This is a genomic window from Lacticaseibacillus kribbianus, assembly GCF_020180945.1.
Classification (GTDB): domain Bacteria; phylum Bacillota; class Bacilli; order Lactobacillales; family Lactobacillaceae; genus Lacticaseibacillus; species Lacticaseibacillus kribbianus.
This window is the reverse complement of record NZ_JAIPUL010000001.1, coordinates 57,778-82,412: the sequence shown is the minus strand read 5'-3', so window position 1 is coordinate 82,412 and position 24,635 is coordinate 57,778. Positions and strand designations below refer to the sequence as shown.

19 protein-coding genes and 1 pseudogene are annotated in these 24,635 nt (G+C 63.1%); 12 read left to right on the top strand and 8 right to left on the bottom strand.

Annotated features, from left to right (window positions below; translation table 11 throughout):
• The first annotated feature begins 51 nt into the window (after positions 1-51).
• Positions 52-897 carry a metallophosphoesterase family protein gene (locus tag LE416_RS00460; RefSeq protein WP_225046542.1) on the top strand — a complete coding sequence of 282 codons (846 nt, stop codon included), beginning with the start codon at positions 52-54 and terminating at the stop codon, positions 895-897.
• Positions 894-1,229, top strand: a complete 336-nt coding sequence (locus LE416_RS00455) for a hypothetical protein (RefSeq protein ID WP_225046541.1) — start codon at positions 894-896, stop codon at positions 1,227-1,229. Before LE416_RS00460 ends, LE416_RS00455 begins: the two co-directional genes overlap by 4 nt.
• A 152-nt stretch (positions 1,230-1,381) precedes the next feature.
• On the opposite strand, the gene LE416_RS00450 is transcribed toward LE416_RS00455, so the two are convergent.
• Together LE416_RS00450 and LE416_RS00445 are read right to left on the bottom strand one after the other, a co-directional pair.
• Positions 1,382-2,227: a hypothetical protein gene (locus LE416_RS00450; protein ID WP_225046540.1), complete on the bottom strand. Its 846-nt coding sequence runs from the start codon at positions 2,225-2,227 to the stop codon at positions 1,382-1,384.
• On the bottom strand, positions 2,211-2,549 hold the full coding sequence (locus tag LE416_RS00445; protein WP_225046539.1) for a PadR family transcriptional regulator: 339 nt from the start codon (positions 2,547-2,549) through the stop codon (positions 2,211-2,213). Before LE416_RS00445 ends, LE416_RS00450 begins: the two co-directional genes overlap by 17 nt.
• Before the next feature lie 235 nt (positions 2,550-2,784).
• Between LE416_RS00445 and LE416_RS00440 the strand changes: the two genes are divergently transcribed.
• Positions 2,785-5,892 carry an alpha-mannosidase gene (locus LE416_RS00440; RefSeq protein WP_225046538.1) on the top strand — a complete coding sequence of 1,036 codons (3,108 nt, stop codon included), beginning with the start codon at positions 2,785-2,787 and terminating at the stop codon, positions 5,890-5,892.
• 406 nt (positions 5,893-6,298) lie between these two features.
• Here LE416_RS00440 and LE416_RS00435 read toward each other — a convergent pair whose 3' ends face one another.
• The 4 genes from LE416_RS00435 to LE416_RS00420 form a co-directional block, all read right to left on the bottom strand.
• Positions 6,299-7,375, bottom strand: a complete 1,077-nt coding sequence (locus tag LE416_RS00435) for a hypothetical protein (protein ID WP_225046537.1) — start codon at positions 7,373-7,375, stop codon at positions 6,299-6,301.
• Between the two features lie 12 nt (positions 7,376-7,387).
• Positions 7,388-8,512 (bottom strand): hypothetical protein, encoded by a 1,125-nt coding sequence (locus LE416_RS00430; RefSeq protein ID WP_225046536.1) that lies wholly within the window; start codon positions 8,510-8,512, stop codon positions 7,388-7,390.
• Entirely contained in the window at positions 8,509-9,201 is a 693-nt protein-coding gene (locus tag LE416_RS00425; protein WP_225046535.1) for an ABC transporter ATP-binding protein, read from the bottom strand. Before LE416_RS00425 ends, LE416_RS00430 begins: the two co-directional genes overlap by 4 nt.
• Positions 9,202-9,263: 62 nt before the next feature.
• On the bottom strand, positions 9,264-9,722 hold the full coding sequence (locus LE416_RS00420; protein ID WP_225046534.1) for a hypothetical protein: 459 nt from the start codon (positions 9,720-9,722) through the stop codon (positions 9,264-9,266).
• A 488-nt stretch (positions 9,723-10,210) separates the two neighbouring features.
• Here LE416_RS00420 and LE416_RS00415 point away from each other — a divergent pair, with 488 nt between their 5' ends.
• The 4 genes from LE416_RS00415 (at position 10,211) to LE416_RS00400 (ending at position 13,577) form a co-directional block, all read left to right on the top strand.
• Positions 10,211-10,657 carry a LytTR family DNA-binding domain-containing protein gene (locus LE416_RS00415; protein ID WP_225046533.1) on the top strand — a complete coding sequence of 149 codons (447 nt, stop codon included), beginning with the start codon at positions 10,211-10,213 and terminating at the stop codon, positions 10,655-10,657.
• Complete coding sequence (locus tag LE416_RS00410; protein WP_225046532.1) at positions 10,657-11,409, top strand: LiaF domain-containing protein; 753 nt, start codon at positions 10,657-10,659, stop codon at positions 11,407-11,409. The genes LE416_RS00415 and LE416_RS00410 overlap by 1 nt, the downstream gene beginning before the upstream one ends.
• Positions 11,410-11,496: 87 nt before the next feature.
• Positions 11,497-12,930 carry an MFS transporter gene (locus tag LE416_RS00405; protein ID WP_225046531.1) on the top strand — a complete coding sequence of 478 codons (1,434 nt, stop codon included), beginning with the start codon at positions 11,497-11,499 and terminating at the stop codon, positions 12,928-12,930.
• 152 nt (positions 12,931-13,082) lie between these two features.
• Complete coding sequence (locus LE416_RS00400) at positions 13,083-13,577, top strand: hypothetical protein (protein WP_225046530.1); 495 nt, start codon at positions 13,083-13,085, stop codon at positions 13,575-13,577.
• A gap of 217 nt (positions 13,578-13,794) precedes the next feature.
• Here LE416_RS00400 and LE416_RS00395 read toward each other — a convergent pair whose 3' ends face one another.
• Positions 13,795-14,655 (bottom strand): helix-turn-helix domain-containing protein, encoded by an 861-nt coding sequence (locus tag LE416_RS00395; protein WP_225046529.1) that lies wholly within the window; start codon positions 14,653-14,655, stop codon positions 13,795-13,797.
• Positions 14,656-15,146: 491 nt separating this feature from the next.
• Between LE416_RS00395 and LE416_RS00390 the strand changes: the two genes are divergently transcribed.
• The 5 genes from LE416_RS00390 (at position 15,147) to LE416_RS00370 (ending at position 21,693) form a co-directional block, all read left to right on the top strand.
• Positions 15,147-17,129, top strand: a complete 1,983-nt coding sequence (locus LE416_RS00390) for a peptide ABC transporter substrate-binding protein (protein ID WP_225046528.1) — start codon at positions 15,147-15,149, stop codon at positions 17,127-17,129.
• Positions 17,130-17,229: 100 nt separating this feature from the next.
• The gene (locus tag LE416_RS00385) at positions 17,230-18,720 is read left to right on the top strand and encodes an ABC transporter permease (protein WP_225046527.1); all 1,491 of its coding nucleotides are present in this window, start codon (positions 17,230-17,232) and stop codon (positions 18,718-18,720) included.
• Positions 18,721-18,722: 2 nt separating this feature from the next.
• Entirely contained in the window at positions 18,723-19,655 is a 933-nt protein-coding gene (gene oppC, locus LE416_RS00380) for an oligopeptide ABC transporter permease OppC (protein ID WP_225046526.1), read from the top strand.
• A gap of 33 nt (positions 19,656-19,688) precedes the next feature.
• Complete coding sequence (locus tag LE416_RS00375; protein ID WP_225046525.1) at positions 19,689-20,759, top strand: ABC transporter ATP-binding protein; 1,071 nt, start codon at positions 19,689-19,691, stop codon at positions 20,757-20,759.
• Positions 20,749-21,693 (top strand): ATP-binding cassette domain-containing protein, encoded by a 945-nt coding sequence (locus LE416_RS00370; RefSeq protein ID WP_225046524.1) that lies wholly within the window; start codon positions 20,749-20,751, stop codon positions 21,691-21,693. Before LE416_RS00375 ends, LE416_RS00370 begins: the two co-directional genes overlap by 11 nt.
• A 581-nt stretch (positions 21,694-22,274) precedes the next feature.
• Here the strand turns inward: LE416_RS00370 and LE416_RS00360 are convergent.
• Positions 22,275-24,475: pseudogene (locus LE416_RS00360) on the bottom strand (alpha-galactosidase).
• Positions 24,476-24,635: the final 160 nt, after the last annotated feature.

Genomic DNA, 24,635 nt, shown 5'->3' with positions numbered 1-24,635 from the left:
AAAATGGTGTAGGATTAACCCATACAACACGCACCCAAAGGAGAGACTGTGATGGCAAACACGACGCAACGCATCGCCCTTTTGGCCGATATCCACGGCAACCAGACCGCACTGGAGGCCGTTTTGGCCGACGCGACGGCACAAAAGGTGACCGCGACCTGGTTTCTCGGCGACCTGTTTTTGCCGGGGCCGAGCGCCGCGGGGCTGGTCGCACTGCTGGAGGCCCAGCACCCGGACGTGTGGCTCAACGGCAACTGGGAGGGCGCGATGCTCGAAATCGCGGCCGGCACCCAGCCAATCGACGGACCGACCCTGGTGTACCTGGCCATCCTGACGCAGTACGCCCGCCGCCAGCTCAGCGCGGCGCAGTGGCGGCAGGTCGCCGCGCGGCCCTTCGTCACCACCCGCAAGGTCAACGGCCTGACCATCGTCGCCGCGCACAACTCGCGGCGCGCCCCGGACGGCCGCGAGCTGTACCCCGCCCAGCCGCAGAAGGGCTTCGACGCGCTGGTGCACGGCGCCGATCTCGCCGTGTACGGCCACACCCACCAGCAGCTCATGCGCACCAGCTCGCAGGGCCAGCTGATCGTGAACCCCGGCGCGGTCGGCCAGCCGTACAGCCCGTGGCCGCAGTTTTTCCGCGACCAGCGCGCCCACTACGCGATTCTGACCATCGACGCCGCCGGCCGGCTCGACGTGGCGTTCCGCAAGGTGCCCTACGATATTTCCCGGGAAATTACCCGGGCGGAGTCCGCGCACGTGCCATACGCCGACCTCTACCGCCACCTGCGTGAAACCGGCAAGACCATCACCCACGACCAGGCGCTGCTCGCCCGCATCAACCGCGAGCGCGGCTACGACGCGGCGGCCAAAGCGGCGTTCGGGGGCCGGCCATGACCTACAACGAGCTGGCCGAGCAGCTGGCCGACCGCCTGATGGGCGAGTTTCCCACCGTCGAGATCTACGCGTCGCAGGCGGTCGACCCCAAGGACAAGGCGGACCCGGCGGCGACCATCACCGTGCTGCACGAGCCGCCGCGCTTCGCCTCCTTCATCATCCTACTCGGTGAGGTCGAGGGCTGGGGCTGGGTGAACCCAGACGTCGGCATGCAGCTGACCAACGCCACCAAGGACCCGGAGAAAACCGCGCGGGTCGCAGCGGCGCTGATTCGCCGCTTCATCGCCCGCGTGGACGCGCAGGCGAAAGGCGACGCAACCGGCAATCACTAATCTCAATAATGAAGCGACGCAAAAGGCCTTTGGCCATGCCCGAACTGGGGGCACGGCCAAAGGCCTTTTCGCGCGTCTAACCTAGGAGCGCTGCTCACCGTGATTGCCAGACCACACCCGTTTGGCCTGGGCCGAATCGGATGCGCCGTGCGCTAGGCCTGTCTTGTGCCCCGCCGTGCGACCACGGCGGCCGCTGCGAAGGCCACAAGCAGCATCGCCGTCACCACGCCCCCGACCAGCGGGTAAAGTATCGGCGGATTGGTCGCCGAGAGCAGACGCCAGCTGATGAACCAGCCCATCAGAACAACCAGACCGAGACTGGGCACCAGGCGCGTCCATGTTCCATGCGCCAACCACAGTTGAAGGCCGACGTAGACCAGCACCGCGGTCACTATCAACACAACGGACCAGCCGGTTGGCACGGTCAGTCGCCACCACTGCGGGGGCCAAACCCCTAACCAAAGGAGAACACCACACGCCCCGACGCCCAGTACCATCAGTCCCGCGATTGCACGCTGTTTCCTGAGGCGCGGGTTCTTAGCATAAACGGATGCGGCGAGAAGTTGGAACGCCGCCGCAAGGGCCAGACACAGCACCAGTGGCAGAATCAGAAAGGCCGCCGCGCTGATGGTCAGCCCGCGCGCATCAATCCGCGCACCGCCGCTCAGAAGCAGGAATATCCAGCTGAACGCCATCATCACGCTAATCGGGATCAGGTGGTCGCGTAACCGCGGACGAGGCAAGTTCGACAGCAGCTCCCGCGCCATGCCTTGCGGAGAATCCCCCAGCAGCGTCTGCGCGGTTTCGCCTTCCGCCTCCGCTTCCAAAAGGTCCTGAACCATCGCGGTCACCGCCGACGTCACCGCAGCCGCGTTGCCGAATAGGCTGCGACCATTGAGGTACGCACGCAGATCGCCGACGTATGCGCGGTCGGCCGGGGTCAGACGCGTCACGAGCTGGTTAAGTGCATGCACCGCCATGTCATTTTTCATCATCATGAAGACTTCCCTTCAAAAGTGTCGCGACCTGCGCCACCAGCTGTTCCCACTGCTGCGCAAAAGCCGCAAGCGACTGCCGTCCTGCCCCGGTGAGGTGATAATACTTGCGGTCCGGCCCTGTGTCCGACGGTCGGAGCTGGCTTGCCACCTCGCCGTTCTTCTCCAGCTTAGCCAATAGCGGATACAGTGTGCCCCCGACGATGCTCTCGAACCCTGCTGCCCGCAGCGCCTGGATCATCTCGTAACCGTACTTTTCACCGTCACCGATGATGGCCAAGACGGCGCCTTCCAGCACCCCCTTGATCAATTGGGTCTGTTTCATCCAGCACCTCCTAGGTTGTTTTGCTACCCAGTAAGTATGAGAGCCGTCAGCTAAGTTGTCAACCAACTTAGCTGTTTTTTTGCCGGTCGCGCGCCCTGCGCAGACAGCTGTGCACCCAGCGCAAAATGTCACGATTCATAGACACATTTTGTCGCCGGTTCATTGTTTATGGATGCGAACTCGGCTATAATCTGGTGAAAATAGGGCGCTTACAAAGCGCCGTGAGGAGGACACAATGCCTTACCAAGGAAACGATTCGATTGACATTTTCAACGCCAGAAAGGCGCGTCAGCAGCTCGGCCTGCTCGGCGCGGCGCGCTATGCCGACTTCACCGACCTGACTGGCCTTCGGATGTGGCACGACACCCGGGCGGATCACCGCGCGGTGCCGACGGACGCGGAGGCCGACTGGCAGGACGCCGGCATCGGCACCCGCTGGGCCGGTCGCGACCAGTACTACTGGCTGCAGTTCCCACTGCACCTGGACCCAACCAATGCGGAGCGTACTGTCGTGCGGCTTGACCTCGGCCGCACCGGCGACGGCTACAACGACGGCTACGAGGGCCTCGCCTACATTAACGGCGAACGCTACCAGGCGGTCGACACCAACCATGAGGAGCTATTCCTCGACCCTGCCGAGGTGGGCGTTGACCTCGTGGTGTCGGTCCTGATGTGGTCCGGGCTTGAGGGCGGCGGTCCCAAGAAGGTGCAGCACTACGCGATCAAGACCGCGGCGGTCGGCCCGGAGCACCAGACCATCCGCGACGCCTACACCTACCTGTGGAACATCATCGACCTGATTCCCGAGCTCGCCGACGACGAGCCGCTCAAGTACGACTACGTGCGGCTGGTTCGCAACGCGTTCAACCGCTTCTTCTGGGCCACGGACACCACTGAGGACATCGCGGCGCACGCCGCCGCAACCCTGGCCGACATCCACGCCTTCACGAAGGCGCACGCCGGGCAAAAACTCGGCTTTGACGTCGCCGCCATCGGCCAGACCCACATCGACGTCGCATGGCTGTGGCGCTACCGCCACACGGCCGAAAAGGCGACGCGCTCCTTCACCACGGCGCTGCGCCTGCTCAAGGAGTTCCCGGAGTTCAAGTTCTTCTACTCCACCCCGCAGGTCCACGACTACATCGAACAGCGCGCGCCCGAGCTTTTTGACCAGATCAAGGCCTACGCTGAGGACGGCCGCTGGGAGGCCGACGGCGGCACGTGGGTCGAGCCCGACACCAACCTGCCGAGCGGCGAGTCGCTGACCCGCCAGTTCTTGTACGGCAGCGCCTACTTCCAAGACAAGCTGAACGCCAAGCAGACCGTGCTCTGGCTGCCCGACGTGTTCGGCTACTCGTACGCCCTGCCGCAGATCATGAAGGGCTTTGGCATCGACCGCTTCGTCACGTCCAAAATCTCCTGGAACGACACCAACCGCGCGCCGCACGACACCTTCGTCTGGCGCGGGCTGGACGGCTCGGAGGTCCTGACCTACTTCTTGACCACCACCGAGGTCACCTACGACTACAGCAAGCCGGAGATGTTCAAGTACACCTACAACGGCGAGATCACGCCGCGCGTCATCCTGCAGTCCTACCGCGCCTACAAGGACAAGCAGCTGAACCACCGCATCATGATGCCTTACGGGTTCGGCGACGGCGGCGGCGGCGCGACCCGCGAGATGGTCGAAAACATCCGCGTGATCAACGAGCTGCCGGGCATGCCGCGCATCGCAAACGAGCGCGTCGACGACTTTTTTGACACCATGGAAAAGCAGGTCGCGCAAAACGGCGAGTCCTACCCGGTCTGGGCCGGCGAGCTGTACCTCGAGTACCACCGCGGCACCTACACCTCCCAGGCGTTCGTCAAGCGCGCCAACCGCAAGTTGGAGTTCGCGCTGCGCAACCTTGAGCTGGCCCGCACGGCCGCGCGCGTGTTCGACGGGGTCGCCTACCCCAAGAACGAGCTGAATCGCACCTGGGAAATCCTGATGAAGACCCAGTTCCACGACGTGCTGCCGGGCTCCGCAATCCAGGAGACCTATGAGGACGTCCGAGAAGACGTCGCCACCATGAACCAGACCATCGCGGCGCTGACCCCGACGGACGGCGGCCAGCTTAGCCTGACCAACCCGAGCGGCACGCTGGCAACCGGCGAGGCCGAGATCGCGGAGCCGCGCGAAGGCCGCTTCGCCCTGGCCGACGGCACCCCGGTCGCCGCGGTGCGCGACGACACCGGCTACCGGCTGGTGAACGTGCCGCTGGCGCCGCTGGCCAGCACCGCGCTGACCTTCACCCCGGCCGACTTGCAAAGCGCCGCGTTGAGCGGCGACAGCGTCGAGTCCGCCCACTACCTGATCGCGTGGAACGCGGCGGGCCAACTGACGCGCGTCTTTGACCGCGACAACCAGCGCGAGGTGCTGCTGCCGGGCGCGACCGGCAACCGGCTGACCATCTACGAGGACCGGCCGATGAACTTCGACAACTGGAACATCGACGAGGACTACGTGGCCAAGGCGGTCGACCTGACCGCCGAAAGCATCACGGCCACCCGCCAGGACGCCGCGACCGTGGTCACCTTCACCTACCGCTTCCACGACTCCACCGTCACCCAGCGCATGGTGCTGGCCGACGCCAGCCGCCGGATCGACTTTGTCACCGTCGCCGACTGGCACGAGCAAAACCTGCTGCTGCGGACCGCGTTCGACCTGAACGTCCGCACCGATTTTGCCACCTACGACATCCAGTACGGCAACCTGCGCCGGCCGATCAACAAGAACACCAGCTGGGACACCGCGCGCTTCGAGGTCGTCGGCCACAAGTGGGCCGACCTGTCGCAGCCGGACTACGGCGTCGCGCTTTTGAACGACTGCAAGTACGGCTACGCGGCGGAGAACCAGACCCTGTCACTGTCCTTGATCAAGGCCGGCGTCTACCCGGACACCGAGGCCGACCAGGGCGAGCACCGCTTCACGTACAGCCTGTTCGCCCACGCCGGTGATTTTGCCCAGGGCCAGGTCGAGCAGCAGGCGATGCTGCTCAACGCGCCGCTGGCCGTCAGCCACGCCAAGGCGCAGCCGCAGCTGTTCACCCTGGCCGGGGCGGACGGCGTCGAGGTCGACGCCATCAAGCTGGCCGAGGACCAGACCCGCGTGATCCTGCGCCTGCACGAGTTCCAGGGCGTGGACACCGAGCTGTCCATCACGCCCAACTTTGCGGCCAAGGCCGCGGCGCTGGTGCGCCTGGATGAGACCCAGCCGCAGCCGCTGACGGCGGCCGCGGACGGCAGCGTCACCGTCGCCGCCACGCCGTACCAGGTGCTGACCCTGGCGTTCACGCTGTAACCGCGCACCATCACCGATGAAACGCAATTAAAAACCCGGGACCCGCAACTTCACGATTGGAAGTTGCGGGTCCCGGGTTTTGTGGTCCAGCGATTACAGGCGAGGCGGCCACACGGCGGCAACGGCCCGCCTTCAGACCCTTGTGATGCGACCGTTTGCCAGGACGAGGCCGGCATCTTCATTGTGTCAGGCAGCTCACCGTGCAGGGCGTAGCCGCGGCCGGGCCCTCTGCCGGAGGCTCCGGGGCGAGGCGAGCCAGCGTGAAATTGCAGTTAGCCGGCCGATTTTGCCGGCTTACTGCAACGGCGGGTCCTGAGACCGTACTTCGGGCTCAGGGGAGCCGCACGCGTTTTGCCGCCTCGCCCCGGAGCCGGAGGCGGTGGCCCGCCCGCGCCGGAGCCGCGGCCTACACCCGCCGCCGGACGGCCACGATGACCGCGCCGATGCCGGCGAAGGCCGCGGCGTAGGCGGCGAGCAGCGGCATCGCCTTTTGCAGCGGGAAGAGGACGTTGCCTAACGTCGGGTCGGCCGCCTCCGACAGCGTGTAGCCGATCGGGTTCCACACCTGCACGTAGTTGGGCAGCCAGTACAGCGCGAGGTGCGGCATGGTGCCGCTTTGGAAAACGGTGGTCTGGCTGAGCAGCAGCACCGCCAAAAGCACGGCCAGCACGGTGACGAGCTTCGGGCTGAGGGTACGCGCCAGGCCGCCCAGCGCCGCGAGCACCACGACCCACAGCGCCATCATGCCGAAGTAGGCAAGAAGCGTCAGCCCGAGCGTCACGGTGCCGCCGGTGATGCGGTTGGGCAGCGGGTAGTCCCACCGGCCGATGCCGCCGCGGGCCGCCAGGTACAGGAACACCACCAGGTTGGCGAGCAAAAACGCGCCGAACGTCGCCGCCACCGTCCACACCAACCGGTGCCAGTAGATGCCAAGCTTGGACGTCGGCATCAGGGCGAACACGTCCTCCTGCCGCCGCGTCAGCGCCGTCAGGTTCAGCGCCACGCCGAACGCGAGCGCCACCAGGATCAGGAACGGCTGCGCGGTCGGCAGGCTGTTGAGCGCCGGCTTGGTCGGGTCGTAGTTCGAGATCCGCGTGATGTGGCGGCCCACCATGGTGTCCAGCGCGACGTCCGGCGTGCCCTGCAGGTGCTGGTACGCGGCGTAGGCCTTGGTGAACGCCCAGCCGTCGTTGGCCGCCACGGCCTTTTTCAGCCGGTCATACACGGCAAGCGACTGGCGCGCGTTGGCCGTCAGCGTCTTGCCGGGGTTCTCCTTGATGGTGCGCTTGAAGTCCGCGACCTGGCTCTTGGGCACCGTCCAAGCGAACTCCTGGGCGAGCGCCGCCTGGGAGTCGGCCTGCAGGATCGTCGAGCGCTGGGCGCGCACGACCTGGTAGCCCAGCACAGCCAGGACCAAAACGGGAATCAGCCACAGCAGCCAGCGCCGGCGCATCAGCCGGCCTTCCAATCTGAATTCTTTCATCGGCGTTCCCCCTCACAGGCGCTGGCGGCGGCTCGCCCAGGCCGCACTCAGCGCAATCAGCGCCGCGCCGCTTGCGGCCATCAGGGCGACGGCGGCGGGCAGGCGCAGCGGCAGCTGGTAGCCGGCCGCCGGCAGCAGCACGCGCGGCAGGTCCAGGTAGCTCAAAGGCGACCAGACCCACCCGACGCCGCTTCCGACCAACACCAGCGCCAAAACGGCCAGCAGCGACACCATCACGTGGCGCGTGACCTGCTGCACCAGCGTGGCCAGCCCGACGATCAGCACGAAGGCGCCGCATAGCCACGCCAGCGCCTGCAGCAGGAAGCTGCCCGCCCCCATCAAGGCGGCGTGGGTGCCGTCCGGCGAGAAGGCCAGCGGGTAGTCCCAGCCGACGGACCCGGCGATCAGGATCTCAAGGCCCAGCGCCGCGGCGCTGACCAGCGCGATGGCGGCCAGGCCGTACGCGCACAGCAGCCCGGCGCGCCAGGCGTAGACCCCGCCCTTGTCGACCGGCGCCAGGTCGATCAGGGCCCGGGTGCGGCCGCGCTTGTCGTCGAGGATGAACACCCCGGCCCAAAAGCAGAACAGCACGGCAAACCAGGTGCTCGGCGTGTCCGTGGCCAGCGCCCGCGCCAGGCTCAGCGCCCCGGGCAGCCGGCGCTCGCGGCTGTAGTACTGCGTGCGGTGCGCTTTTTGGTTGGCCTCAAGCTCCGCCACGCGCTTTTGCAGCGTCAGGGCATCGAAGTACGCGTTGCCCCGCCCCGCCGCGGCCCGGCGCAGGAAGTAGCGGTCCATTTTGAGCTCCGCCTTCACCAGGCTGGCGCGCCCGTCGTACTCGTCCAGGCGCACCATGCGGTTCAGAGCGTCGGTCGCGTCCGTGTCGCGCTCCATCTCCTTGACGCTCGGGTTGGCCAGCACCGGCCGCGGCTTGGGCTGCTGGCGCCAGTTGGCCAGCGTCTCGCCGTAGTGGAGGCGTAGCTGGTACATGGCGCCGAACTCGAGCATGTCGCCCATCGCCTGGTGCCCCTGGACGCGCTGCAGGTTGCCCCACATGAGAAGCCCCGCCAGGCACAGCGGAAGCACCCACCAGGCACGGCCGCGAAACAGGCGCTGGGCGGCGAAGCGGAGCCCGCTCACCAGTCCGCCTCCTGCACGCCGTACAGCTCGTCGTACTTGGCGTCCAGGTCGATGCCCGCAGCCTCATACACCTGAAGACGGGTGTCCTTGAGGAAAAACACTCGGTCGGCCATCGCCGTCACGTTGCCCAGCTGGTGCGAGGACATGATGATGCCCTTGCCCCGCTCCTTGAGCTTGGAGAAAATCTGCGTGAACAGGTGGATGCTGGTCGGATCCAGGCCGTTGAGCGGCTCGTCGAACAGCAGGTACTTGGCGTCTGCGACCATGTACATCCCCAACAGCACGTGCTGGCGCATGCCCAAGGACATCTGGCCGACGCGCTTGTCGGCGTACGCGGTCATGTGCAGCGCGGTGAGCACCGCGTCGACCGTGACCTGGCTGCCCCACGCGTCCGCCACGAAGCGCAGGTGTTCCCGCGCGGTCAGAGACGGGAAGAGGCCCTGGCTGTCCTCGAGGAAAAACAGCTGACGCAAAAAGGCCCGGCGGTTGCGCCAGGCGTCAGCCCCGTCGAGCGTCACGCTGCCGTTTTGTGGCTTCAACAGCCCCGTCAGGTTGCGCAGCAGCGTGCTTTTGCCCGTGCCGTTGGGAGCGACCAGCCCCACCACCTCGCCCGGGGCCAGGGCAAAGTCGATGCCGCTCAGAATCTGGTGGTGCCGGAAGCCAAAGCTGAGGTCGTGTGCGACCAGCATAATCTCACGCTCCTTTAATTTTCTCTCATTCTACCACTAAGCCGCGCCGGCGGGTAGCGTTTTCACACCCGGCGCGGCCGCGGCACGTCGCGGGCGACCAAAAGCTGCCAGACCAGGCCCAGCGCCATCAGCGCCCACGACACGTACAGGCGCGCCATCAGGTTCTCCGTGTACGGCGGCAGAAGCGGCACCAGCGCGGCCAGCGCGATCACCAGCCCCGCGTAGGCGCGCACCGGCATCCCCCGGCTGTTGTGGAAGAGCCACAGGCCGACCAGAATGCCGAGCAGCAAGAGCGCGATCATCGCCGGCTGGTGCAGCGCCGTCAGGTTTCCGTGCAGCCGGCTCAGGCCGTACGCCGTGTAGTTCAGCTGCCGCGCCCGGTACGCCGGGTCGTTGGTCGCCTTCAGCCGGTAGAACTTCAGGGCGAAAAACGCCAGCATCGCCGCGAGGTAGACCAGCGCGTAAACCGCGGCCAGGTACCGGTGCACCCAGTAGCGCCGCCACTCCCGATTCTTCCACATAAGCATCCCTCCCGTAGTTGCGTTCAGGATAGCAGACCTCTCACCGATTGGCCAGTATCTTCTCACTTAGCCGCAAAAATGAAGCGCTTTCTTCTATTAAATAGCGTCAATCTCCACCAACCGCTCGCGCCCCTTTTTCGACCGCTCGCGCAAAAAAGGTTCCGTTCGCGCGGCTTTTGGCGTGTAATAAGAGCGTCGGGTGATTCAAGCACTGGTTGAGTGCAAATCCGGCCCGCTCTGGTATGCTTGAACCAGTCGGTGGCGGTGCCTCCAAGCGCCGCGGGCAGTCACCTCTCTCTCGCCCGCGACGCTTGGGAATGCCGCCAGCGACCCGGCCGGGCTCCGAGGCGGCAGGGCCAGCGCTTCCGGTTTCGGGCCGGTTACTCGGCCCGCGTCGAAGGCGGTCGGTGCTTTGAAATACCGGCCAGGTGCGACCACCCGCCCCGCTAAGCCCGCGACCGCTCACCCTCTACGAAAGGAGGCGCCCCATGCACATTCAATTCGTTCCGGATCCCGATGCGAAAGACGTCACCGTGGTGATCCACGGCCGGCCCGACGACCCGGCGGTGGCGCGCCTCCAGGAGCTCCTGACGCCGCGGCCGGCGACCATCACCTGCTACAAGCGGGGCGTCGAGTTCTACCTGCCGCTGACTGAGGTGCTGTTCATCGAGACCGAGGCCCGGCAGCTGCAGGTCCACACCGCCACGGAGATTTACACCAGCAAGCGCACGCTGCACGAGACGCTGGCCGACCTGCCGCACAACTTCCTGCAGATCGCCAAGTCGACGGTGGTCAACCTCGACCAGATTGCGGCGGTCAACCGCTCGCTTTCCAACTGCGAGGTGGCCTTCCACCGCTCGCACAAGCAGGTCTTCGCCTCGCGCCGCAACTACAAACAACTATTGGAACGCCTAGATGAAATGAGGAATGCGTGATGAACGTCAAAACCAGTCTGAGCCGCATGTTTTGGGGCCTGTTCTTCCTGGCCAGCGCCGGCGTCTTGGTCGCCAGCAAAATGGGCTGGCTGAGCTTCACCATCGGCTTTTGGCCGTGGCTTGCCAGCCTGATCCTCGGCGCGGCGGCCTTGAAGGGCCTGTTCGACCTGTCCGCCCCGGTGGTCGTGTTCGCCCTGGCCTTCCTGGGCATGGTCTGGGCCAAGCCGCTGGGCATCGAGCCGCTGGTGCCGTGGACGCTGCTCGGCGGCGCCACGCTGTTGAGCATCGGTCTCGGCCTGATCCTGGCGCCGCTGCACAAGAAGCGCCGGCCCCACCTGACCATCATCTCCAAGGGCGGCCGCAAGATCGAGGTTGGCGGCGGGGAGCAGCGCTTCACCGACAGCGCCAGCACCACCCACGACGACCAGGTCGACGTGGCGGTGCGCATGGGCAGCGCGGTGCGCTACATCCAGTCCGACAACTTCGAGCACGCCAGCATCAGCGTCACCATGGGCGACGCCAAGGTCTACTTCGACGAGGCGCACATCACCGCCGACCACGCAACCATCGACATCCAGGGCTCCATGGGCGACGTCAGCCTCTACGTGCCGCGCGACTGGCGCATCGAGTCCCACCTGAACGCCTTCATCGGCGACCTCGAGGAAAAGGGCGTGACGCCGACCGGCACCGGCCCGACCGTGTACCTGACCGGCGACTTCAAGATCGGCGACGTCACCATCCACTACATCTAATTAAAAGTAAGAACACACCTCACGCGGGGTGGGGTGTGTTTTTTTTACCCAAAAACGGCGTCAAAGCGGCGCTCACGGAGGTTCATCATGCGCAAGTTATCGGCTCAGACCATCAAGATTCTGCTCATTCGCTTCGCCGGGACGTTCGGCTCCGGCATGCTGTCGTTCGCCATCGGCCTCTACATCCTGCGGCGCACCGGCTCCGCGCTCGGCATGGGCATCAGCCTGATCACCGGCCCGCTGGTGTCCTTGTGCCTGACGCCGGTGCTCGGCTACATCGTGGACACCATGAACCACCGCGCGATCATGGTGCTGGCGCAGCTCGGCACCAGCCTGGGCCTGATCACCTTCGCCGTCGCGTTCCACGTCGCCCCGGCGGCCTATTACCAGGAGCTGATCGCGCTGATCATCCTGCTGCAGATCACCGACAGCTTCCTGAGCACCACGCTGACCGCCAGCCTGGTGCAGCTCTTCGCCAAAAGCGAGCTGCAGGCGGTCAACTCCCTGAACCAGTCGCTGCAGTCGCTGGCCGGCTTCCTGGCCCCGATCGTCGGCGCGCTGGTCTACACGCTGGTGTCCATCGGCAGCTTCGCCCTGATCGAGGTCGGCTTCGAGCTGATCGCCCTGGGCGGCATCCTGGCACTGCGCTTCTCGCCCAAGGCCGAGACGGCCGCGACCGCCGCGATTGTTGACGCCGAAGCGACCGCTCCTGCCTCAGCAACCGCTGGACCTGACGCCGCAATTGTTGACACCACTACTGCCGCAGCCGCGACCGTTGACGCCGCCAACCCCGCAACCGAAGGCGCCACGACCGCCGCACCTGCCGCCGACGCGGCGACCCCAGCCAAGTCCAGCCTCTGGCACAACTTCGCCGAGGGCTTCCGCTTCCTGGTCAGCCAGCCGCTTTTCCTGATCATGATGGCGACCGGCGCGGCGATCAACTTCTTCTTCGCCGCCCTCAACGTCGGCCTGCCCTACCTGCTGGTGCAGACGCTGCGCCTGTCTAACACCCAGTACGGCTGGACCGACTCGGCCTTCGCCGTCGGCATGTTCCTCGGCGGCCTGCTGCTGTCGCAGATCAAGCTGCGCTGGCACCCGATCTACGTCTCCTACGTTTTCCTGATCGCCTTGGCCGGACTGCTGGTGGCGGTGGGCCTGCCGACCTTGACCGGCTGGAGCAACGGCGTCAACACCGCCTTTTACATCGCGCTCAACATCCTGCAGGGCGTGGCGCTGGTCTTCATCAACACGCCGATTAACACCTTCATGATGCAGCTGATTCCCGAGAACATGCAGGGCCGCGTGTTCTCCCTGCAAAGCGCCGTCTCGACGATGCTGATGCCGCTCGGGACGCTGCTGTACGGCGTCATGTTCGACCACCTCTCCGGCCTGTGGATCTTCACGGTCACCGGGATTCTGGTCGCAGGCCTCGTGCTCGCCGCCATGGCCACGATTCGCGGCCGCCGGATGCTGGACGGGCTGCCGACGTTCGATTCGGACGAGCCGACACAGGCCGCGTGACAGGCAAAAATGTCTAATCAAAAATGGCGGGCCGGGTGGCGCGCCATTTTCACGTCTGCAACTGGGACGCGGCGCGCGTTGGCAGTGGGTGCACCGTTGTCTATACTGGGTGCAACGAACACCACCACGTTTTGAGGAAAGAAGGTCCCGCCATGTCCCACCACCTGCGCGTTCACATCTGGATCCACCGCCACCTCGCCTGGACTTACGGCGTCGTCTCGCTTGCCTGCTACCTGTCGTTCATCTCGCGGCGCTACTACCGGCTCAAGGCGACGCTCGACTACGCCTACCGCGGGGCGCACAACACGCGCGGCCTGGGGCTGTCCCGCTTCCACGGCAACCTGCTGGTGCTGCGCGACCCCCTGATGATCGCCCTGATGGTGCTCGGCGTGATCGTCGGGCTGACCATCTTCCTCAACTCCAGGCCCCTGCCGTTTCGTGCCTGGTTCGGCCTCCTGATCGCCGGCAGCTCGCTGATTCCCTTCATGCCGCCGTACACGGAAAACCTGGTCGCCCGCCTCTTTTGCGCCGCGGCCTTCACCCTGATCGGTATCATCGGCCAGACCATGACCGGCTGGGACCCGGTGTGGGGGCAGACCGCACTGAGGCCGCGAAGGCACGGAACGAACACCGAGTCGCTCCACTGAGAATTGAATTGCACTTTCCGCCACCGCCCCGGTCAGCGCCAGCACTCAGGAACAGATCCCGGGTTATTGGGATCTGTGGTACGTCATGCACGACGGCGGCGGCAACTAAGCTGCCGCACAAAGAAGAGCCGTTTGAATGAACGGCTCTTTTTTAAGTGATACGGCAATGCTAATTAGAGACTATCTCGGTCTTTAAGTCATAGCCGATGAAAGCCCATCAATCACTGACCCCAGGTAGCTTGATTTGGAAGGTACGTAACATCTCAGCATCCTGCGCCGCGAAGTTACTTGCCCCAATCAGCTTCATCGTTGCAATCAGCTGAGTGAGCTGGCTGGCAAGCAGCGGACTAGGATGGAACTTGGCATTGAGGCTCAACGTCAGGAACGTCATCCGGTACTTGACGAACAGAGTCTGCCGGCTTGTGGGGATTCCCCGAATCACGCCAAGCATCATATCCGCGAGGGCAAGATCCTGATTTGTCGCCGCAACGTAGGCCACATTGTAAAGCAGGACTAGAAAAGGCGCCTCGTACCGTGCCGTCGCATCCTTGGTGTACTCTGCGGCTGCACGCCGAACCACTCGCCTGACCTCGGCCAATGGCAGGGCACAGACGGCAACACCCGCGATGTCGTACTCAAACTGGTACCAAGACTCAGGTTTCAGCAGTAGCCCCGTGAGTTCGGTGCCAAGTAGCTCGGGCATCCGCCGCGCCGAAAAATTCCGTTGCTTCCATCCTTGCGCACTCAGCCACACGAGACGCCCAACATAGTCGCTGCGATTCTGATAGCTGCTCAGAATTGTGTCCAGGCAGGCGACATCGTCGTGCGCGGCCGCACGCCCGAACGCCTGCCAAACCTCAAGGAAAGGGCTGACGCAATCAATCTGACCCACCACTTCGGAGACCGAGGTGCCGAGCCCTTGAAGCACCTGCGACAGATCCGCAAGACTGAGGCTGGCTTGGCCGCGTTCAACACGCGACAGTGTGCTGACGCTCACCGTACCTCCGAGGTCTTTCAGCAGTATCCCTCTGCGCTGGCGAATCTCATGAATTACTTGTCCTAATTCAGCGGCGGCCATTGCCCCATCCCCTTTCAATCCACTAATCAGAATATCACGAGAAAGTGAGGATAACCACATTGCTTAAGTCCCGAACAGTTTTGCTCTAATTGTTGCACTCTTACTGACAACTGAAAATGTCCTGACCCCTGAGATTCAAGACGGTACAGCACCTGATCGCGTCATGGTTCAAACGTTCAAGTGAGGCTGTGCTTTCCTAAGCACACGCTAAGAACCTTAATTTTCCAGGCGAACCGTCTTACCCTCGTCCAACATCCGTTCGCGATTTGGACACAGAAATAAGAATTCGTTCACGAATGGTCACAAAATCGTCAAACCTCGAAAAAATTTTGCCCGCACAAACGCCGGTCTGACGGCATATGAGAAAATTATTTGAACTTTCTTCGCAGATTCAGTTGACACCAAATTCTCATAGACTTATAATTTGAACAATTCTTAAATGACCCCGGCGTTCAACGCCACGTCATAAAATTTGTTTGGAGGTTTGCAATTTGGATACTAAAAAGAAATCTGGGCTGCTCGCTGTCGGTCTTGTATGTGCAGTTGCACTGGCAGCATGTGGGGGCAAGAGCAGCGACGGTGACTCCGCTAAGAAGTCTTCCGCACCTACCACTTATAAGTATGTTTACTCTACTGATCCTGATACGTTCGACTACACGGTAACGTCCCGTGCGACGAACTCCGATCAGCTGAAGAACTGGGAAGATGGCCTTCTTGAGACCAACCAGTACGGCGAACTCGAAGGCGCCCTGGCGAAGTCCTACGACGTCTCCAAGGACGGCCTGACCTACACCTTCCACCTGCGCAAGGGCGCTAAGTGGTCCGACAGCGAAGGCAACCCGGTTGCCGACGTTACCGCCGACGACTTCGTTACCGGCCTGAAGCACGCGGTCGACAGCAAGTCCGAAACCCTGTACGTTGTTCAGGACTCCATCAAGGGCCTGGGCGATTACATCTCCGGCAAGGACAAGAACTTCGACGATGTCGGCGTCAAGGCGACCGACAAGTACACCGTTGAGTACACCCTGAACCAGCCTGAATCCTACTTCCCATCCAAGACCACGTACGGGGTTATGTACCCAGTCTACGGGAAGTTCCTGAAGCAACAAGGCAAGAACTTCGGTAAGGCTTCCGCCGACGCCATCCTCTACAACGGTGCCTACATCCTGAAGAACTTCACCGCGAAGTCCGTCATCGAATTCAGCGCCAACCCGAACTACTGGGACAAGAAGAACGTGCACGTCAAGGACGTCAAGCTGACCTTCAACGACGGCTCCGATCCGGATGGCCTGTACAAGTCCTTCAAGAAGGGCAACTACTCCGCCGCTCGTGTCTACCCTGCTAACGCGTCCTACAAGACCGTTGAGAAGCAAGACGGCAAGAACATCGTTTGGTCCGACCAGGGTGCCGCGACCTACAACATGACGTTCAACCTGAACCGTAAGTCCTACCACGCAACCAGCAAGACCACGGCTGCGCAGAAGACCTCGACCAAGGATGCCATCCTGAACCAGAACTTCCGTCTGGCTATCCAGTTCGCCCTGGACAAGGGTTCCTACAACGCCCAGACCAACGGTAAGGCTGCTGCCACCAAGGCCCTGCGCAACACCTGGACTCCTTACAACTTCGTCAACGTTGACGGCAAGCCTTACGGCGAACTCGTTGCCTCCGAGACCAAGGCCCTGAACAAGGATGCCTTCGGCGACATCGACTACACCGACGGGAACAACTCTTCCTTCAACGCCGCCAAGGCGAAGACCTACTTCGCCAAGGCCGTTAAGGAACTCGGCTCCAAGGTTTCCCTGCCGATCCACCTGGACATCGCCGTTCCTGAATCCTCCGCGCCGACTGTTAACTCCGCGAAGTCCATCAAGGAATCCGTCGAAGCTTCCCTTGGCAAGAAGAACGTCGTTATCGACATTCAGATGCTGAACGAAGACAAGTACCTGGCCGCGACCTACGCCGCTACCGCCGGCAAGGCTTCCGACTTCGATATTTCCACCGCGTCCGGCTGGTCCCCAGACTACCAGGATCCGTCGACCTACCTGGATGTTTACAAGCCATCCGCTGGTTCTTCTCTGATCACCCTTGGCCTGGATGCTGAATCCTCAGGCAACGCGACCGCCGAGACCAAGGCCGTTGAAAAGACGACCGGTCTGGACAAGCTTGAGACCCTGCTCGACAAGGCCGAGGCCATCACGCAGGATGTCAACGCGCGTTACGAAGCCTTCGCTAAGGCCGAAGCGCAGTTCAACAACTCCGCGGTTCAGATCCCGATGGTCTCCGATGGTGGTACCCCATCTGTTACGAAGGTTGTGCCTTACACCCGTGCATACAGCTGGAGCGGTTCCGTTGCCCCGACCTTCAAGTTCATGAAGCTGCAGGCTAAGACCGTGACGACCAAGCAGTTCAACAAGGCGAAAGCCGCATGGCAAGCAAAACGTACGGAAATCGCAAAGGAAAACCAAAACTAAGTTCAAGGGTAGTATAATGAGAACTTAGAAGTGCGTTGAAGGGTTGGCACTTTCGGGTGACCAGCCCTTTTTCTTCTGAAAAAGAGAGAGAGGACTTTATATGAAGAAATATCTGTTTTTCCGGATCCTGCGCTCGCTTGTGAGTATTTTCCTGGTGACCACGCTTACCTACATTATGATCTACTCACTGGTTCCCCGAAGCGACGTGTTCAAGGACGACCCCAACATCCGCAAGCTGATGGCCACGCCGGATAAGCTGACCGACTACGAGAACAACGCGTTCCAGAAGATGGACTACCTGGAATACAAGGACACGAAGTCGCTCATCACCGCGGCGGAAAAGGACACCAAAAAGACCGTCACCACGGCGCACACCGCCGCGAACAAGGCGGTCCTCACCAAGTGGACCAAGGACAACGGGTACGTGCTCAAGCAGTACAAGCGGAGCAAGGACTACTACGCCACCCGTGAGCTGCCCCTGTGGGAGCGGCTCGGCAAGTTCTACGGCCGCCTGATTCAGATCGACACCCCGTGGGCGATCCACGACAAGTCCAACCCGGGTCTGAAGCGCTACCTGAAGATTCAAAACGACCCGCTGGTGGGCTGGGCCCTGGTGGGTTCCGGGACCAAGTACCGCTACCAGATCTACTTCAACAACCAGTTCCCGTTCATTCACCAGAACTTCCTGAAGTTCGACCTGGGGATCTCCTACCCGACCTACGCCGGCAACGACGTCAGCCAGGTCATCGGTGGGCGTCAGGGTCAGACCGTGGCCAAGAAGTACGAGATCAACGGCCAGACGCTGAACCTGTCCAACAACATCTACACCCGCGCCTACCAGAAGAAGAGCCAGCGCGACGAGATGACCTACGAGCGCTTCAAGGATGACTACACCAGCACCACCTCGACCATGAGCGATCCGTCGATGATCGGCACCTCGTTCAAGGCCGGCATGGTCGCGCTGGTCATCCAGTACCTAATCGCCATTCCGATGGCGATCCTGATGGCGCGCTACAAGGGCCGCCTCTTCGACCGCATCGGCACCGGGATTGTCACCGCGTTCATCGCGATTCCTTCCCTGGCCTTCATCTTCGCCTTCCGCTACGTCGGGTCCAACCTGTTCGGCCTGCCGGACCTGTTCCCGACCTTCGGGGCCTCCGACATCCGCTCTTGGATCCTGCCGGCTGTCATCCTCGGCCTGCTCGGCGTGTCCGGGCTGGTCATCTGGTTCCGTCGCTACATGATCGACCAGCAGCAGTCCGACTACGTTAACTTCGCGCGCGCCAAGGGCCTGAACGAAGGCGAGATCTACCGCAAGCACATCTTCAAGAACGCGTCGATCCCGATCGTCAACGGGATTCCAGGCTCGATTATCGGCCTGATCGGCGGCGCCACCATCACCGAGCAAGTCTTCGCGATGCCCGGGATGGGGAAGATGCTGCCGGCCTCGATCATCGCGCACAACAACACGGTCGTCATCGCCTTGGTCTTCATCTTCACGACCATCGGCGTGCTGTCCGTGCTGCTGGGTGACCTGCTGATGGTCCTCGTGGATCCTCGTATCAAACTTACAACGTCAGGAGATGATTAGTGATGGAAAATCCAGAGATCAAAGATTCCGATTTCAAGCTGGTCAAGCTGGATGAGGAGGCAAGCGAAAAGATCGACACGCCCAAGTACTCGTACTGGCGCTCGGTTGGTCGCCAATTCTTCTCCAACAAGGTCACCATCATCGTCCTGGTCGTCATGGTTGTCGTGCTCCTGATGTCCTTCATCCAGCCGATGTTTTCCGGTTACAGCCTGACCGACGTGACCGGCGTCAACGACCTGACCCGCCGCTTCAACTGGCCTTCCGCCCAGTACTGGTTCGGGACCGACAAGGATGGTAAGTCGCTGTTCGACGCCATCTGGGCCGGTGCCCGTACCTCGATCTCCATCGGCGTGATCAGCACCCTGATCACCATGGTCATCGGTGTTTTGGTCGGCGCCGTCTGGGGCGTCTCCAAGCGCGTCGACCGCATCATGCTCGAGGTCTACAACGTTATCTCTAACGTCCCAAGCCTCCTGATCATCATCGTCCTGTCTTACACCTTCGGCTCCGGCTTCTGGAACCTGATTTTCGCCATGACCGTCACCAGCTGGATCGGTGTGGCGTACTTCATCCGTGTGCAGGTCATGATCATGCGCGACCGCGAGTACAACATCGCCTCTCGGACCCTCGGGACGCCGACCGTGCGGATGATTTTCCGCAACATCCTGCCCTACCTGACCTCCGTCGTCGTGACCAACGCGTCCACGCAGCTGCCGGGCTTCATCTCCTACGAAGTGTTCCTGTCCTTCTTGGGGGTCGGCCTGAGCCAAAACGTGCCGTCTCTCGGTCGTCTGATTTCCCAGTACGCGCCGTACATCACCAGCTACCCTTACCTGTTCTGGCTGCCCGTTCTTGTGCTGGCCCTGATCACCATCTCGCTTTACGTGGTTGGTCAGAACCTGGCCGACGCTTCCGATCCACGGACGCACCGTTAAGACGCAGTCGCAATACTCAAGGGAGGTAATAATATGGCAGACGACGTAATTCTTAAAGTTGACGACGTGTCCGTGAACTTCAAGGTTCGCGGCAAGATTCTCAAGGCGATCCACCACGTTTCCATGGAGCTGCACGAAGGCGAGATCTTCGCCCTCGTCGGCGAGTCCGGTTCCGGCAAGTCCGTGTTCACCAAGACGTTCACCGGCATGCTGGAAGGCAACGGCGACATTGTCGGCGGCACCATCGAGTACCGCGGCAAGCACCTGGAAATCCTCAAGAAAGACCGGGACTGGGAAGGCATCCGCGGCAAGCAGATCGCCACGATTTTCCAGGACCCGATGACCTCGCTGGACCCGATCAAGACCATCGGCTCCCAGATTGCCGAAGTCATCATCAAGCACCAGGGCAAGAGCAAGAAGGAAGCCAAGTCCATGGCCATCGACCTGATGGACAAGGTCGGCATCCCGAACGCCAAGAACCGCTACGACGAGTACCCGTTCGAGTACTCCGGCGGCATGCGCCAGCGCATCGTCATCGCGGTCGCCCTGGCCTGCCACCCGGACATCCTGATCTGCGACGAGCCGACCACCGCGCTTGACGTGACCATCCAGGCCCAGATCCTGGAGCTGATCCGCGAGCTGCAGGCGGAGTACAAGTTCACGACGATCTTCATCACCCACGACCTCGGCGTTGTCGCCTCGATCGCGGATCGCATCGCCGTGATGTACTCCGGGCGCATCATCGAAGTCGGCACCTGCGACGAAATTTTCTATGACCCGAAGCACCCGTACACGTGGAGTCTCCTCTCTTCGCTGCCGCAACTGGCTACCCGCGGCGGCTCACTCTACTCCATCCCGGGCACCCCGCCGTCACTGTACAAGGACATCGTGGGCGACGCCTTCGCGCCGCGTGACCCGTGGGCCATGGCGGTCGACTTCAAGGCCGACCCGCCGATGTTCAAGGTTTCCGACACGCACTACGCCAAGACCTGGCTCCTGGATCCCCGGGCGTCGAAGGTTGAAAAGCCGGAACTGATTCAGAACCTGCACGAGAAGCTTTTGGCAAACACGACTTATGGGAAGGGTGAGCACGTTGACGACTGAAAAAGAAGTTCTCCTATCGCTCCGTGACCTGGAGATCACCTTCGGCAAGTTCGTCGCCGTCCAGGATGTCAACTTCGACATCTACAAGGGCGAAACGTTCTCGCTTGTCGGTGAATCCGGCTCCGGTAAAACCACCATCGGCCGCGCGGTTCTGGGCATCAACCCGACCAGCAACGGCACCATCACCTTCGAGGGCCAGCAGATCAACGGCGGCCTGAAGGGCAAGGCCAAGCACGACCTGGAGCGCAAGATCCAGATGATTTTCCAGGACCCGACCGCCTCGTTGAACGAGCGCGCCACGGTTGACTACATCATCTCCGAAGGCCTCTACAACTACGGCCTGTTCGACAACGAAGAGGACCGCATCAACAAGGTCCGCACCATGCTCGAGGAAGTCGGGCTGCTGCCGGAACAGCTGTACCGCTACCCGCACGAATTCTCCGGCGGCCAGCGCCAGCGCATCGGCATCGCCCGCGCCTTGATCATGAAGCCGGACCTCGTCGTCGCCGACGAGCCGATCTCCGCTTTGGACGTCTCCATCCGTGCCCAGGTCCTGAACCTGCTGAAGAAGTTCCAGCGTGAATCCCAGCTGACCTACCTCTTCATCGCCCACGACCTGTCCGTCGTCCGCTTCATCTCCGATCGCATCGCCGTCATCCGCTCCGGCCGCATCGTGGAGCTTGCGGAGACCGAGGAGCTGTTCCGCCACCCGATCCACCCGTACACGCAGTCCCTGCTGTCCGCGGTGCCGGTGCCGGATCCGCAGATCGCCCGCCACATCAAGCCGATCGTCTACGACCCGTCTCAGCACCACTACGAGACCGACAAGCCGAAGTTCGTCGAGCTGCTCCCGGGCCACTTCGTCTACTGCAACGCAGAAGAAGAAGCCGGCTACCGCAAGCAGCTGGCGGCCGAGGGCAAGATTCAGGCTTAAGCACCGGCGGCCCCGCCGCCAACCTTCAAACAACCGCGCACGACCGAGCCCCCTCGGCCGCACGCCGGGCCCCGCAGAGATGCGGGGCCCTTTTTGATTTCTAGAGGTAGTTGCCGTGCGCAATCCAACGACTGGGGCGAAGCCGGGCTCCGGCAGGGACGCGGTGGCACTTCCGACTCCGGGCCAAGGCAATGGTCCGCGTGGGGCTCTCTTGAGCCCAAAGTACGGTCTCAAGACCCGCCCTTGCACTAAGCCGGCCAAGACCGCCGGCTAAGTGCAATTTCACGCTGGCTCGCCTTGAACCGAAGCCTCCAGCACCACCGCGTCCCTGCCTCCGCCCTACCAAGTGGTTGATCTACTACCGAACAGTCGGCTCAGAACAGCTGGCCAGTCACGCCATCCTAGCGCACGATGCGAGCCTTGCACAGCCGCATGCACCGGCCTAGTATCCGCTCGAAAGCATGTAGACCCAGGCAACGTTGCTATGAGATTCCCCCACGCTTCCGCCAGCCGACGCAAAAAAGCAGCACGGCGTTCAACGCGCGTGCTGCTCGGGTGGTGCGGATTCATCTCGGTGGGGCCTACTCGGCGGTCAGCTCGTACAGGCGCGACTGGAAGTCGCCCTGCGTGCCGTCGAAGGCCGGCACGTCGTTGTTGGTGGCGACGCGCAGGCCGGCGTTCATCAGCTCCGAGCCGTAGTGACGGCCGGCGCCGTTGATTGCGTAGGCGAGATCGGGATCCAGGCCCTGCAGGTGCAGGTAGCTTGCCGCCGGCTGGTTCGGCTGGTTCAGGCCGCGGTAGTCGGCGACCAGCGCGTGGCGGCGGTCCGCCGAGACCACCAGCCAGGCGGTTTCGTCGCCGGTGAACGGGCTGAGCAGCCGGTAGAAGGTGCCGTACTGGATCAGCGCACGGTGCGCCTTCATGAAGGCGACTTGGCGCGCCACCTCCGCAAGCTCCGCAGCACTCAGCTTGTTGAGGTCCAGCTCGTAGCCAAACGTGCCGAAGTACGCGACGTTGGCGCGCGTGCAAAGCGGCGTCACGCGCCCAGCTGGTGGTTCGGGACGGCCGAGACGTGCGAGCCGATCGAAGACAGCGGGTAGATCATCGACGTGCCGTACTGGATTTTCTGCCGGGCCACGGCGTCGGTGTCGTCGGAGGCCCAGCCCTGCGGCGCGTAGTACAGCATGCCGGCGTCAAAGCGCGAACCGCCGCCGGCGCAGGACTCGAACAACACGTGCGGAAAGGCCTGAATCAGGCGCTCGTACAGCGCGTAGACGCCGAGGATGAAGCGGTGGTAGACGCTGCCCTGGCGCTCCGGCGCGGTGCCCTGGGAGAACACCTCGGTGAGGCTGCGGTTCATGTCCCACTTCACGTAGCTGACCTTGGCACCGCCCAGAATCGCGCTCATCTGCGCGTACAGCGCGTCGACGACTTCCGGCTTGGAGAAGTCCAACACGTACTGGTGGCGGCCCACCGAGGCCACACGGTCGGGCGTGCGCAGCACCCAGTCCGGGTGGGCGCGGAACAGGTCGGAGTTCGGGTTGACCATCTCGGGCTCGAACCACAGGCCGAACTTCAGGTCCATCGCGGTGATTTTGTCCGCCAGGCCCTTGATGCCGCCGGGCAGCTTGGTCCGGTTGGCCTGCCAGTCGCCCAGACCCAGGGTATCGTCGTGGCGCTCGCCGAACCAGCCGTCGTCCAGGACGAAGAGCTCGACGCCGACCTTTTTGGCCGTCTCGGCGATGCCCAGGAGCTTGGCCTCGTCGAAGTCGAAGTAGGTCGCCTCCCAGTTGTTCAAAAGGATCGGGCGCGGGGCGTCGCGGTACGGGCCGCGGGCCAGCCGGTGGGCGAACAGGTCGTGGAAGGCCTGGCTCATCGCGTTGAGCCCGCGGTCGCTGTACACCATCACGACCTCCGGCGTCTGCAGCGCGCCGTCAAGGTCGAGGCGCCAGGCAAAATGGTCCGGGTGGATGCCCATCACGACGCGGGCGTGGCCCATCGTGTCGGCGTCGACCAGCCCTTGGAAGTTGCCGCTGTACACCAGCGCAAAGCCGATGGCGGCGCCGCTGTCCTCGGTGGTGTGCGGGCGGCGCAGGATCATCGCGGGGTTGAACTGGGCGCTTGAGTGGCCGCGCAGGCTCTGAATCGCGGCGATGCCGGGCACGATGGCGCGGGTGGTCACCGCCCGCTCGCGCGCCCAGGCGCCGGTCAGCGTGGTCAGCTCGTAGTCCTGATCCGGCAGGTCGAGCGCAAGGCTCGCGGCCCGCGTGACGGTCAGGGGCGTCGCGGAGGCGGCAAAGCGCGCGCTGCGCGTGATCACCGGGCGGTTCTCGTAGATGGTGTACTGAAGCATCAGCGTCGCGTCGATCACCGCGTCGTGCAGCGTGATCGCAAGCGTCGTCGCCTCGCTGTCGTCTTCCACGTAGGTCGCCGGTAGCCCGGCCAGGCGCGGCTTGCCCGGCGTGATCACGTGGCCCTGGTAGGTGAAGTTGGTCACGTGGCTGCCGCTGGGCTGCACCACCGTAAAGGCCGGGGTGCGCATGTCGCCGGTGCCGAAGCTCGGGTACTCCTGGCGCGCCTGGTCCATCTGGCCGGCATCCGGCTCGGCCGGGTCGTAGCTCATCGGCGACTCGATCAGGTCGGCCAATCCCTCCCGGTCGTGAATGCGTGGCCCAAAGTAAATCTGGCCGAGCTGGCCGTTGGGCATCACGCCCAGCACGTAGCTAATCTGTGCGTTGTGCAGGTGGAATGTCGCATCCGCCTGGTGGTAAGTCACCGTCATGTTGATTGCCTCCTCTGGTTGTATGGCCCCATTCTAGCGGGCCGCGCGGCGCAATGGTATGGCCGAATCGCGTCTTGAGGCGACCGCGCCGCCTTTTTCCGGGCAAAATTGAAAAAATCGGCGATTCTGCTATACTCGAAGCAAAGCGCTTACACGACTG